Raw genomic sequence first — 12603 nt, 5'->3', positions numbered from 1 at the left:
TGTGTCGCCCGGACCGATCCGGCCGTATTCCCATTCCTGGGTGGGTAATCGAACTATGAACCACTTCCCAGAATCGGGAAGCGGAGACAATGGGAGGACTTCTGAGAGGCGGTGGCGGCGGCATGGTGACGACGGCGACGAATACCGAAGCCAAAAAGGCGGCGGTGTCGGCATCCGGCCCCCTGGCGAGCTACGCCTCCGAGGCCAAGCATTTCTGGCTGGTCGATTTGCACTGCCCGGCCGGTGCGTCGGAAGGGCTGCGCGCCTTCATCGCATTGGCCGACACCGCCATTCAGACCGCCGTGGACCTGCTCGGCCGTGGCATGACCACTCCCCCGCCGAAAGTCGACGACCTGCTCAAGCCCGCGATCTACGAAACCCTCGGCAAGGGCGAGGCGGACGACGAATACCGCAAGACCGTCGACAAGGTCGAGGCCAGGCAGCTGAAATTGCTGCAGATGGACGATCAGGTGGTCAAGACCTCCGTCACGGTCGCCGCCGAACAGGTGCAGGCCCTGCGGTCCATCAAGACCATCGTGACCGAACTGAATACGAAGCTGAAGGCCGCGGGCAGCGCCAAACTCAAGCCCGCTCAGGAGCTTCCCTTGCTCAAGGCGGTCGCCGCCGCCGTAGAGGCGGTCTACGACAAGGTCACCGCGATCGCCGACCTCAACGAGGACATGGCCAACGGCAACGGGAAGGGCAACTCGAACGGCGGCGGTCAGAACAGCGGAGGGGGCACGTCCGCAGGCAGCAGCGGTAGCGGCGGGGGTGGTGACGGAGGACTGTCGTCACTGTTGCCGATGCTCGCGATGCTGCCGATGGCGGCGATGCCGCTGATCTCGCAGATACCCGAGATGATGCAGAAAGCCGACGAGGACAAGGCGAAGAAGGCCGAGGAGAACGAGCACAAGGGCGCTCCGGGACAGCCGGGCCAGGCACCGCCGCCCGGCAATCAGGCCGCGCCCGCTGCCGCGCCGCCCCCGGGCGATCCGAACGCGCAACCGCCTGCCGCGCAACCGGCCACCGCGGAGCCCGGCGGCGTCACCGCCGCCCCGGCGGCGAATACCGCACCGGCAGACGACCCGAACGCCACTCCGACGGTGACCACGGCACCCGCCGTGATACCGGTTCGGCTGACCAGGGACCGCGCCGCGTCCGACCGGCCGGGCGGGGAGCCCACACAGGATGCGGCTGTCGTTGACGAACAGGAAGCGGAAGCCGCCCCCGTCATCGAGGCGTAGCCCGATCCAGCGCCTTTCCGGTCGGCAACCCACTGCGCCTTTCGCCGATTCGGCGCCCAGGGAGGCGGACTGCGCGCTACCGGCGTCGTACCGATCCGCGCACGTCGCATGGGTGGAGCCGGGCACCGGCCGGTCCGGGTCCGGTAAGCGGTGCGGCTCGAGGAATTACTGAGATAGCCCCCGGTTCGGTTTCTGTCGATCACACCGATCTCCCAGCCGCCGCAGCGCGGCACCGGGCGGGCAGGAGCGGCCCGGGAAATGCGCTGCACCCCCGTCATCGAAGTCGATCACTCATTGCGGGACAGCCGCTGCCCGTCTGTGAGTGGCTGTCCGCGAGCTGCTGGGACTCGTGTCGTCACCGGTCACGCGTCGCATCGCCTCGTTGAGCCCGCCTCCGAGTCGGAATAGTTCGTCGTCGAATTGAGAAGAGTGCTGACCGGGTCGCGGCAGGACGGGCCTGCCGCGACCCGGTCAGCGCCGGATCACTTATCGCGGAGCGTTTTTCACGACCGCTCCGGAGGCGCCACCGCAGGCGGTGGCGTCGAGGGCGCGGCCACGACGGTAGGCGGCGGCCCTCCGGCGACTTCCGGTGCGGTGACCGACGGAACCGAGGCGGGCCGGGCGACGCGCTCGGGCTGCACGGCGGTCGAGACGGGCGCCGGGGTCGAGACGAACTGCGGGTGCAGCGTGATCTGTTCATGGGCATAGACGGCGTCGCGCAGTGTCTGCCTGCTCGGCTCGTTCGCCAGCAGCAGCACCAGTTCGTTGCAGCGCCGCTCGAAGACCATGCCGCGCAACGGCGAAACCCCGGCGTCCAGTCGCAGCTGCCCGATCTCCACCCGGCCCACGTCGACCCGCTGCCCGAGCATCGACGCCGCCAGCAGGTCGTCGGCGTCGCGCAGTTCGTCCCACAGCTCGCGCGGCACCGGCCTTCCGGCTTGCAGGTCGGCCAGGATCCGTTCCCGGACCCGGCGCGACGCGGCGGCTTCGGCGGGTACCGATCCGGACCGGCCGACTTGCCCGTGGGCATCCACGGCCAGTTCCACACAGCGCGACTGCACCTGGGTGTCCGGTACCGACGAAACGTGTTCCAGGCCCGCGATCGAACCGGTCAAGCCGAGACGGTCGGCCGTATCCGGGGTGAACTCGCGCAGGTCGACGTCGTAGGACGGGCTGATGAGCCCCTCCATCGCCGCTTCTCCGAATCGTGAGCGCAAGCCCGGATCGATCGGCCCGGACGAGACGAGGGCCGACAGATTCGCGTTCGCCTTCGCGCCCCAGGCGAGGCCGAATTCCGCCAATACCCGGGCCGGGTCGGTGACGCCTTCCCATGGCGATCCCGCGCCTTCGTCGGCGGCGAGCAACTCGTCCCAGTTCCACGGAGTGGAGACCTCACGCGGCAGGAACAACCCGGCGGGCAACCAGCCGCGGCCTTCGTTCGACGTGATGAAGACGCCCGTTCCCCCTGGACCCCGCATCACCGCGACAGCCCAGGCCATGCCCACCGGCGAGTCCACGGCGGCGAGAACGCTGCCGAGCAGCGTCTTGGCCAGCACCAGGTCGTCGTTCACCTGGCCGCCGACCACGTACGCGGGTTCCGCCTCCTTGTCCTTCGCCGAGGCGACGGCGGCGGCGAACGGGCTCGCGACCGGCACCGGCATGGGCGGCATGTCCGTTCGGCCCGTCGCGCCGCTGGGCGGCTGCGTGGCGGCTCGATCGTCCGGGGTCGCGTTGAGCGGGCCGACTCCCGCGGGCGGCACGCCCGCCGTCGCCGGCGCGGTCACGCCGGTGCTCGACGGCCCACCGGGTGTCGACGTTCCGGTTCCGGTCGCGTTCGGCGTGCCCGCGCCATTGGTGCTCCCCGGATCCGTCGAAGCGGCGGTCGCGCCGGGCACACCCGTACCCGTAGGCGATGCCCCGTTGGGTCCACCCGGCGAAGTCGCGAGCGGGTTGTCCTCGGCGGTGCCGGGGCCCGCCGCCGCGGGACCGGTGGACACCGGCTTGGCCGAACTGGGATCGGCCGTCACCGGGCCATCACCGGGCACGGACCCGGTCGGCGTGATCGGGCGGTTCGAACCGAAGGGATCGGTCGAGGTTCCGGGGGGCGCCGTCGGGGACGGTGTGTCGGTCAGGCCGCCTGCCTGTCGGATGTGGCTGGCGAAATCCTCGTCGGATTGTTCGTAGGCGTTCGCGGACGCGCGCAGCGAGTCAGCGGTGCGATCGTGTTCGCTGGCCAGCGCCTCACCCGCCCGCTGCCGGGCGTCGTAGTACCGTTCCAGCGCTTCGTAGACCGGATAGGCGATCTTGCCGTAGGTGGGCAGGAAGTTCGCGAGCCATTCCGTGGGCGGTTTGGCCCATTCCCTGGTGTCGTGCGCGACCCGGTCGTGCTGGTCGGCCAGCTGACGCAAAACGGCAGGGTCGATTTCCATGCTGTTCGGCATGCTCGATCAAATCCTTTCCCACCACACGTCCCCCTATTGTCGATTCTTCCCAGAGGTGGGGAGTGCGAGACGGTTGCCCGGTGCGCGGTCGCTCCAGGGTCGGTATACGGCGACGCGTTACTCGACGCGGCATTCGGATTCCGCTCAGCGGCCCGGCCCCGCCGTGATGGTCGGTCGCCGAGCGGGCGCGGCGGGTGTGGGAGCCGGTGCGACGAAACCCGGGTGACTCACGATCTGCGCGTGCGCGTACACCGCGTCGCGCAGAGTCTGCCGAGTCGCCGCCTCGGCGAGCAGCAGCACGAGTTCGTCGCACCGCCGCTCGAAGACCATGGCGCGCAGCGCGCTCATCTCCGAAGCGTGCCTGCCGTCGGCCTGGTCGGCGCGCAGCTCACCCAGCGCAACCCTGGACACATCGGCGCGGTGCGAAAGCATTGTCGCTGTGAGCAGGTCGTCGGCATCCCGAAGCTCCTCCCACAATTCCTGCGACACCTCGCGGCGCTGCCGCAGTGCGCCGAGGATCCGCTCGCGTGCCGCGGGCGCGCCCAGCGCGGCAGGCGAGCCGAGACCGGCCTTGTGGACGCGAGCGTGCGCGTCGGAGGCCAACTCCCAGCATCGCACTCCGATCTCCGACTCCGGTGTGGCCGCCGCCCGCCGCACCAGCGCCGCGGCCCCGACCAATTCGAGGCGGTCGGCCAGACTCGGCTTCGGTGCGCTGAAATCCATCGCCGACGAGGCGGCCACTTCGCCCTCGATCGGCACGTCACCCAGCTGTCGTCGCAGATCGGCATCGACGTCCGCCGAGGAGGCGATAGCGGTCAGCCGGGCGCCGGACCTGCGTCCCCAGGCGATCCCGAACTCCGCCAGCACGCGTGCGGGATCGGCGACGCCCTCCCACGCGTTCTCGGCCACCTCCCACACCCATGGGGTGGATAGCTCACGCGGCAGGTACAGCCCGGCCGGTATCCAGCCGCGGCCCTCGTTCGAGGTGACGAACGCGCTGATGCCGCTGGGATGGCGCATCACCGAAACCGCCCAGCCGAGCCCGAGGACGGCATCACCGCCCGCCGCCAGCACCCCGCTCAACAGCGTGCGGGCCAGCACCAGATCGCCGTCCACTCGCTCGCCGAGGACGAATGCCGGGGCGGCCGCCGACGTCATGGCCGCACCGACCACAGTGCGCATCGACTCGTCGCTGTCGTCCGCGCCGTCCTTACCCGCGTCGGTGCGCTGCTCGGTCCGTTCCGGTGGCTGCGCTTTGGCGGCGCCGCCCGCACCCGGCGGCGTTCCCACGCTCGCCGCCGTGATCTTGGGGGTGGCGACCGGCCCACGCGATTCGCCGGGCGGAGGACCGGTCTGCTTCGCCTGAACTTGCGGCGGGGGGACGGAGCCGGCCTGTGCCGCCGGAGCGGAGACCGCCGGTCCAGCGGGAGCGGCCGAGGCAGCCGGCGCGAACGGTGCGAACGGTGCGGTGGAAGCAGGCGCCGCGACCGGTGGCGGAAGGATCAGCGGCGGCGGCACCGACGTACCGGGATCGCCCACGGAGGCGGAGGAACCGGTGAACTGCTCGGGCGCTGCCGTGTCGTGCGATTCCGCCGCAGAAACGGTGCCGGAGCGGTCGGGGGTCGCGGACTCGGCCGCCTCGGCCGCCTCGGCCGGGACATCGGGATCGCTCCGATGGGAATCCCGCGCGTCCGGACCGGCCGAATCCTGAGCATCGCTGTCCACCGGGACATCCCGGCCCGGTGCCATGTGCTCGGTGCCGGTGACCTGCCCGCGCGGCGGAACGCCCGCGGCGGGCAGACCGTGCCCGTCCTCCAAGCCGCCGCCCGGCGCGGTGTTCACCGGGACAGTCGCCGGTCCGCCGGGGATGTACTGATCCGGCGCCGGGCCGGTCGACGGCGGACCGGAGCTGTCCTCGGTGGCAATGGGATCGGGTCGCTCCCCGAGCGGGTCACCGGGCAGCAGCGGGCCGAACGGATCGGTGGTCACCGGTCGGTCGTCGTCATCTTGCGGGAGCATGGCAACCGGGAAATCGTCTTTCGGCCGATTCGTCCGCGGCGAGCCGTCGTGCCGCGGATTGCCGGAGTGGTCCTGCGCGGGCCGGTGCTGGTGATGGACGTCCCCACTGTGGTCGTCCGCACTGCGGTGGCCCGGCTCCCAAGGCCCCGGCTGCCCCAGCGCGTCGGCGATCAAGCCCAAACTGGGCAGGCCCTGCGGGCTGATCGAACCGAGCGCCGCGCGAACGACATCCTCCACGTCGTCCCTGGCGGCGGCGATCATGCCGGGTATCCGGTTACGGAGGGCCTGAGCATCGGATTCGTCCTCTTCCGCCGCGGCCGCGCGTCTCGTCGCGTTGATCCGCGAGGTGGTCTCCTCGACGATGTCCAAGATCTTGTTGCGGGTCCGATACACCAGGTCGGAAAAATCCCGGAAGGTGTCCGCGGCGGCCTCGAGCGCGTCGGCGAACGCCTGCGGGTTCATCCGCTGGCGCAGCATGTCGTCCTTGATCGGTTGCAGACCGGCACTGGAGCGGGCATGTTCGTCGAAGCCGCGGCGTTTGCTCTCGGCGTCGAGCAAGTCCAACGCCCCCGCGCCGTCTCGCGCGAGACGTTCCAGCGCGCTCCAGTCCCCCGGCGGAATCGCCGGCCAGTTGTCGCCGACGATGGCGTCCCAGTACGGACTGTAGCGCTCCGGTTCCATCAGCGAATCAGATGGATTCGGTGCGGCGCCGCACCGCAGCGGCGCCTGCGCGATCGGCGTCGGCGTGGGTGTAGGACACTTGGGCGGTGACCTGAGTCGTCGCGTCCACGCGGCGGCCGTTGGCCCGAACCGCGTGCTCGAACGTCGACTTGATCCACTGCGTGTGCGCCACCAGTCGCCGGTCGATCTCCGATTCCGCTCGCCGTGGCGCGACGAAACCATCACTGATCTGCCCGACCTGGCCGCCGATCGTGGCGATCGCGGTCCGGAACTTGTGCGCGGCGGCGACCACCTCGTGCGGGTCGTCGGTATCGAATGCGTCGGTCATGTCGCTGTCCTGTCTCGCCGTTGCGGCGGTCGGCAACTCAGGTGTCGCGTCGGAACTCGGATTCCTCCATGGCGCGATACGACGCCTCGGTCGGAAGATCGAACGAGTCGATCGTGTAGGAACGGGTCCCCTTGTACTCCATCTCGGCCCGCAGCCCCACGCGCGATTTCGCGTGCGCCAGCCGCGCGAGCTTCACGATCTGGGACGCCAACCACTCGTCGCCGTTGTCGCGGGCGTCATCGGTGATGTACAGGCCGATGATCTCTCCGTCCCGGTCGCATCCGACGCCGACGGTGTGGTCGGGGTTGAACACCTCGTAGGTCATGTTCCGCCAGTCCGGTGCCGCGGCCTCCGACCGGTCGTCGTCATCGAAGTCGTAGTCGTCCACCTGGATCGGGTGCATGTCGGTCATCGGCTGGTCTCCGAGAATCGTTCGCCGGGGCGGGGATCGGTCAGGTAATCGGAATCGTCGGTGACCGATTCCAGGCGCGCCGCCAGCGCGGACCAGGCGGCGTCCTCGATACGCATGATCTGGCGCAACTGCCAGAACCGGGCACCGAGATACAGCTCCCCCGTGCCGTCCGGGGCAACGTCCAGATGGTCGGGACCTTCGGTAGCCGGGTTCAACGTCACCGCCGTCACCGGCGGGCGGGTGTCGTCGACGTTGACCAGGGTCGCGCCGCCGCCCGGAATGAAACTCTGCCGCAACCGGGCGCTGCTGCCGATGGCGACGTCGGCGCTGTTGGTGGTGATCGTGACCTCCGGATTCAACAGCAGTTGCAGCACCCAGGACCGGGCCGTCTGCTCCGGGTGGTCGGCGTTGATCGCGATCGTCAAGGTCGCCGCCAAGTCGACCACCAGTACCGCGTCCGTGGTCGTGACACCGGCGATCACCAGACGCCGGGCAGTGCCGACCGGGTACGGCAGGTCGTCGGCGGCCAGCGACACCACGTCCGCGCCGACACCGCCGCCGGTGGCGGGATGCGCGGAGACGGTTCCGGTGGCGACGTCGATCGTGTAGGCGACGATCGTCTCCGAGATGCCCTCCGCCACCCCGGCCAGCCGGACCAGCCCCTCGTCGTGCAGCCACCGGACGGTGTCGGCGACGGTGACGTCCGGGGCGGGCTCGGTCATCCGGACTGCCCCGAAGCGGTGGCGACCGGCTCGGTTCCCTCGACGGGCGTCTCCATGACGCTTTGATACTGCCGCGCCGCATCGGCGGTACTCTCCCGGATGGCGGCCATGATCTCGGCCACCAGTTCCGGGCCGGTGAGGCGAGCGGCGGTCCCCGGAGCGAGGTAGAGATCGGTCAACTTGCCCATCGCGTCGACCTCCGGGATGACCGCGCCGCTCGGTGACGGCCTGCGGGCCCGGATGTTGTCGATCTTCTCCCGCATCTCGGCGATCCGGTGCCGGAGATCGCGGGCGGCGTCCAAAGCCGCCTGCACGTCCGGGTGGATGGAACTCACGACTCCACCTCGCTGTGCTCACTCATGCGTTACCTCCGGTTTGGGAAGGGTTCTGGTTGCTCGGTGTGGGCGTCGGGGGGGTGACGGTCGGGGCGATGGTCGGCCGTTCGCCGATCACCGCTTCGGTGTGCGGCGTGTCGTCGACATACATCAAGCGGTCGGGATGCCACGCCACGACCCGGTTGCGGTCGTTGTTGCTGCCCGAGTTGCCCATGCCCGGCGACATCGGCATGTACGGCATCATCGGCGAACCGCCGCGCGCGGCGGCGGCGTTGGCGGCCGACGGGGTGCCGAGGGGTTCGATGACCGATGCGCGCGGCATGCCCGACCCCAGGGTGGCCGCCGCAGCCACCGGCAGGGCGGTCGCCGCGACGGTTTCCGCCTCGATATCCGGGATGCCGAGGCCAGGGCTGCCTGAGGGCATCCCGCTCGGGCTGCCCGTACCGAGCCCACTCGGGATGCCCAGATCGTCGTAGCCGTACTCGTCGAGGCCGTAGTCGTCACCGATGTCCGACGCGTCCGACTGCCCGAGCTGACTCAGCGGCATTCCGGCCGAGGCCATCGCGCTCATCAGTGCGGGCAGCATCTGGGTCAACGCGCTGGAGTCGCCGCTGCTGTCGCCCTTTCCCGCGCCCTCACTGGCACCCTCACTCGCTCCGACCTTGGAGCCGACTTCGGTGGAGTAACCGGTGATGGTCTCCGCCGAACGAGCGTTCTGCTCGTTGAATTTCGCCAAGGCCGCCTGGATGCCGAGTTCGTTCTTGGAGCGCATCGCCGCGATCAGCTCCTTACGCGCGGCGATGATCTCCTCCGGTGTGGGATGTTTGGCCTTCGCGGTGCGGAACGCGTCGCTGTAGGTGTCGATTCCGTCGGCCAGCATCCCCAGGCCGGTGCCGAGCTGGTCGAGCCACCCGCGACGCTGACCGAGTTCGGTCGCCGCCGCGGTGCCGACAGGCTCCCAGTGCTGCATCGACTTCGCCGCCGAATTCACTCCCTCGATGGCCGCCAGATGGGGGCCCCCGGCGAATTTGCGCAGCGCGTCGGCGAATCCCTTTGCCGCACCGGGCCCGGGGCCCGAGTGCAGCTGCTGAGCGAACGTCAACGGGTCGACCGCGCCGCCCGCGACAGGGAACCGCAGCGCGGGCGGTCGCCGCTGGCCGATCTCCTGTACATCGCCGACCGGATTGGCGAGGAGCTCACCGCCGCTGCCGTTGATGGTCCGGGCGCCGCGGTCGTCGGCCGCGGTGTAATCCGCGGCAGCCGCGCCGATGTTGTACGCGGTGCGCTGGATATCGGTGAGAACACCGGCCATTCCGTTGAGCAGCGATGCTGCCTGGGCGTTGAGCTGCGGCACCGCGGCAGCCGAGATCGGGTCAGCGCCCGCGGGCACGACCCATCCGCCGGGGATCGCGGCCCCGGTATCGCGCGCCATCGCGGCGAGTTTCGACGCCGCAGCGACGAGTTCCTGCGGATCCACATTCAGCGCCATCGCGACCTCCTCTCCTCATCCGCCGCTGTCACATTGCTCGCACGATCAGCCCGCCGCGACAACCGGCATTGCCGCGGCCGCGGACTGATCGGCCGAGCCCGGCGTCGCCGGGGGCGCGCCCCCGTCTGCCGGCGCGGTCATCTCGATGCCCTTCGGGTGCACGAACCCGGTGAAGCTACCGAATTCTCCAGCTTTATCGGTCATCTCCGGCGGGTTGCACGGCTTGAGCTCGCCGTCGATAACGGCCTCCAGCGTGCCTGCGCCATCCTCGGAGGGGAATACCACGAGGATCGCAGTCCGCTTCTCCCATACGGCGACGTCTCCGGTCATCAGCTGGAACGGGTCGACGGGAGTGCCGATCTGCTTCTTGTCCGACCACTTCGCCGACGTCTTCTCGTACGCCTTCTGCGCGTCGGTGGCGCTGCGGTTGCCGAACGCCGCGTCCAGGGCTTGGGCGACCATCGCGGAAACCTTCTGTGTGCGTCCGTCGGGGAAGGTGTATTCCACACTGCCGTCGGCGCCCGGGGTACGGCCCGGTGCCACCGTGGGTTGTGTGGAAGACGTTGTGCCGGCGGGCGTCCCGGTGTGCTGCGTCGTCGCCGGAGCCGTCGTGGACGGCTGCGCGACCGCGGGCTGGGCCGTGACCGGCGGCGCGACCGGCGGCGGAGCCACCGCATCGAGCTCGTCGTCGTAGCGGCTCGGATCCAGGTCCCTGCGACGGCTGTTCAAGTCCTGGTCGGCCATGTTCCGCATCATCGCCTGCTGCATCATCATCGGCAGCATGGAACTCATCATGTCCATGCCGGAGCCCATCGGCGACGTGGCGGGCGTCGACGGCACGCTCGGCGTGGTGGGTGTCGTCACGCCCGGGGTGGTCGTCCCGGTGGGATCGAGACTGCTCGGCGTCTGGCTGTTCAGGCCGGAGGGGTCCGTACCGGAGGGGTCCAGTCCGGCCGGCGTCAGGCTGTCGGTATCCGAGCCGTCGTCCAGACTGTCCAGGCCGGTGGGAAAGTCGGAGTTGTCCACGGCCGGCGGGATCGTCTGGTCGGTGGTACCGGGGGCCGTCGGCCAGTTCGACCCGTCGACGGCAGGCGGAGTGCCCGCCGGGTTGGCCTGCGCCGCCTCCAGTTTCTTTATCTGATCTTGCAGGTCCTTGATCATCTTCGTCTGATCGTCGATATCCTTGGCCACGCCGCTCTGCCCCTGCCTGACGGCATCGATCTCGCTCGCAAGGGAATCGTTGGCGGCGGTGACCCAAGTCAAGATATGACTGTCGATCTGTATGCCCTGCGGTGGAGCGATAGGGGCCATCGCGACGACTTTTTCGTCGATTACCTTGTTGGTCGCTTCCTGCCCCGCCTCGGACCATTTCCCGGATTCGCGTATCGAATTCACGAGCTCGGTGATGTTGCCGTTCAGATCGGTGTACGACCGCTGAAGTTGCACCGCTACTTCCGCGTAGTTGGTGAAACTGCCGATATTCGCAGGGGGGACCTGCGGCACGTCCGGAGCTTTGGGGGGATCGCCCTTGGAATCTTTGCCGAGAATCTTCCAGATCCCGTCGAAGTTTTGATACAAGGTCTTGAAGCAGGAATCGGTGAAGACCGAGAAGACCCATTCAGGGGGGTAGTCGCCCTCCTGAATCTTCTTTCGATCGGGCATCAGCATCGGGTGCATGTCGGCCATAGCGCCACCCCTCAGCTGGTGCTAAACGTCGTCGATGCATTGAGTGGCTTGGTCGGCAGCGTCGCGGGGTACGACTGCCCTTGTCCCGGAGCCGAGCCCGGCCCCCCCGAATGCGAGACACCCGAAAAACCGGCACCCACGCCGGCACCGGTCAACCAGCCGCGGGCGGCATTCAGTGAGACGCCCCTACCATTGAACGCCGTTCGGACATCCCTACCCCATGTTGCTCGGGCAATCGCGGTGGGATTTCTGATACCCGGGTGGATTGCACCGTCGAGCATCCGCCTCGCGAGATTTCGCCCACCCAACGTCGCAAACGCACCCCGGGCGGCGCCGCCCACCCCCCCTCCCAGCAATGACAAGGCGCCGGTTTCGACGCCATTATTCAAGGACTCGCCCCAGCTTTTGTCTTCGACAGTTGCGTCCCAGGCCGTTTCCGCTATGAAGCCGCCCAGCGCACTGCCCGCCGCAACGCCGATCGCCGTGCCGACACCCGGGATAACCGACCCGAGCGCACCACCGGCAACGGTGAGACCGGTGGTGGCCGCAAACTTACCGATACTCGACCATGAAACGCCGAAGGGCATGGGATCACCTCGAGGATGCTAGGCGGAGCGCCGGTTCACGGCGGCTTGCTGGTCTTCACTTGCGTTCATTGCGGCCGGCCCGACCTGGGTCAGAGGCTCGCAAGGCTCGTGCCTCACCACGGCAAAGTCCGCCTTTCGATCGAACTCCCCCATCGTCGATCGAAGCGGCGTACGCGACGATGGACCATGAGTGAGACCTACTTTCGACGTCTTCATTGTCTAGGCTTCCCAACTGCGGGAAGCGCAGCGCTGGCAGAACGGAGGCGGCCGGTCCGAATCCATCTACACTGACATGCGCGGATTGTCCAGGCTGCCAGATAGTTCACAGCGACTTGTGAGGAATGTTGGATGAACTCCTGTGACCCGCTGCTCGAATCTACCGCTCGAGCGTCCTCCACCTGCTGATGGCACCGACAACCGGGGGAAGATCATGACCTCTGCTGAAATCTGGCCCGCCGGGGTCGAGGTGGAAGCAAAAGAACCGGAAACGGCGGAAGATCAGCAGGCCGGGCCGGTGACGCCGTGGTCGAGCCGACCGGATCAGCAGCGATCACGGCCGGGCACAGCTGCGCCGGGACAACCGAGCATTCCCCCTGCGCCGGGTCAATCGGGTGCTTCTGCGCCCGGTCCGGCCAGTGACGCCGGGCAGGCGGGTCGGG

General features: G+C 68.9%; 10 protein-coding genes and 1 pseudogene. 2 read left to right on the top strand and 9 right to left on the bottom strand.

Features of this window, described 5'->3' with window-relative positions:
• The first annotated feature begins 89 nt into the window (after positions 1-89).
• Positions 90-1244, top strand: coding sequence for a hypothetical protein (locus tag NG1_RS25990; protein WP_062975018.1), 1155 nt, complete (start codon positions 90-92; stop codon positions 1242-1244).
• A gap of 503 nt (positions 1245-1747) precedes the next feature.
• On the opposite strand, the gene NG1_RS25985 is transcribed toward NG1_RS25990, so the two are convergent.
• The 9 genes from NG1_RS25985 to NG1_RS36970 form a co-directional block, all read right to left on the bottom strand.
• Positions 1748-3685 carry a type VII secretion target gene (locus NG1_RS25985; protein WP_062975016.1) on the bottom strand — a complete coding sequence of 646 codons (1938 nt, stop codon included), beginning with the start codon at positions 3683-3685 and terminating at the stop codon, positions 1748-1750.
• 144 nt (positions 3686-3829) lie between these two features.
• Complete coding sequence (locus tag NG1_RS25980; RefSeq protein WP_062975014.1) at positions 3830-6385, bottom strand: hypothetical protein; 2556 nt, start codon at positions 6383-6385, stop codon at positions 3830-3832.
• Positions 6386-6392: 7 nt separating this feature from the next.
• On the bottom strand, positions 6393-6713 hold the full coding sequence (locus NG1_RS25975) for a hypothetical protein (protein WP_062975013.1): 321 nt from the start codon (positions 6711-6713) through the stop codon (positions 6393-6395).
• 37 nt (positions 6714-6750) lie between these two features.
• Complete coding sequence (locus tag NG1_RS25970) at positions 6751-7125, bottom strand: hypothetical protein (RefSeq protein ID WP_062975011.1); 375 nt, start codon at positions 7123-7125, stop codon at positions 6751-6753.
• Entirely contained in the window at positions 7122-7847 is a 726-nt protein-coding gene (locus NG1_RS25965; protein ID WP_063825259.1) for a hypothetical protein, read from the bottom strand. Before NG1_RS25965 ends, NG1_RS25970 begins: the two co-directional genes overlap by 4 nt.
• A complete protein-coding gene (locus NG1_RS25960; RefSeq protein ID WP_062975009.1) occupies positions 7844-8182 on the bottom strand; it encodes a YbaB/EbfC family nucleoid-associated protein in 339 nt (112 codons plus the stop codon). The genes NG1_RS25965 and NG1_RS25960 overlap by 4 nt, the downstream gene beginning before the upstream one ends.
• A gap of 22 nt (positions 8183-8204) precedes the next feature.
• Positions 8205-9671 carry a PPE domain-containing protein gene (locus tag NG1_RS25955; protein ID WP_062975007.1) on the bottom strand — a complete coding sequence of 489 codons (1467 nt, stop codon included), beginning with the start codon at positions 9669-9671 and terminating at the stop codon, positions 8205-8207.
• Positions 9672-9716: 45 nt separating this feature from the next.
• A complete protein-coding gene (locus tag NG1_RS25950; RefSeq protein ID WP_062975005.1) occupies positions 9717-11357 on the bottom strand; it encodes a hypothetical protein in 1641 nt (546 codons plus the stop codon).
• An 11-nt stretch (positions 11358-11368) separates the two neighbouring features.
• Positions 11369-11944, bottom strand: a complete 576-nt coding sequence (locus NG1_RS36970) for a hypothetical protein (protein WP_157114233.1) — start codon at positions 11942-11944, stop codon at positions 11369-11371.
• A 430-nt stretch (positions 11945-12374) separates the two neighbouring features.
• On the opposite strand from NG1_RS36970, the pseudogene NG1_RS37900 reads away from it, so the two are divergent.
• Positions 12375-12603: pseudogene (locus NG1_RS37900) on the top strand (hypothetical protein); the annotation flags it as partial.

Source organism: Nocardia gamkensis NBRC 108242, from assembly GCF_001612985.1.
GTDB lineage: Bacteria > Actinomycetota > Actinomycetes > Mycobacteriales > Mycobacteriaceae > Nocardia > Nocardia gamkensis.
Note: the sequence above shows the minus strand (reverse complement) of the source record. Positions and strands in the feature narration are given on the sequence as shown.

Coding starts and splice junctions, on each gene's coding strand:
- NG1_RS25990 (WP_062975018.1), top strand. CDS start 90: ATGGGAGGACTTCTGAGAGGCGGTGGCGGCGGCATGGTGACGACGGCG.
- NG1_RS25985 (WP_062975016.1), bottom strand. CDS start 3,685: ATGCCGAACAGCATGGAAATCGACCCTGCCGTTTTGCGTCAGCTGGCC.
- NG1_RS25980 (WP_062975014.1), bottom strand. CDS start 6,385: ATGGAACCGGAGCGCTACAGTCCGTACTGGGACGCCATCGTCGGCGAC.
- NG1_RS25975 (WP_062975013.1), bottom strand. CDS start 6,713: ATGACCGACGCATTCGATACCGACGACCCGCACGAGGTGGTCGCCGCC.
- NG1_RS25970 (WP_062975011.1), bottom strand. CDS start 7,125: ATGACCGACATGCACCCGATCCAGGTGGACGACTACGACTTCGATGAC.
- NG1_RS25965 (WP_063825259.1), bottom strand. CDS start 7,847: ATGACCGAGCCCGCCCCGGACGTCACCGTCGCCGACACCGTCCGGTGG.
- NG1_RS25955 (WP_062975007.1), bottom strand. CDS start 9,671: ATGGCGCTGAATGTGGATCCGCAGGAACTCGTCGCTGCGGCGTCGAAA.
- NG1_RS25950 (WP_062975005.1), bottom strand. CDS start 11,357: ATGGCCGACATGCACCCGATGCTGATGCCCGATCGAAAGAAGATTCAG.
- NG1_RS36970 (WP_157114233.1), bottom strand. CDS start 11,944: ATGCCCTTCGGCGTTTCATGGTCGAGTATCGGTAAGTTTGCGGCCACC.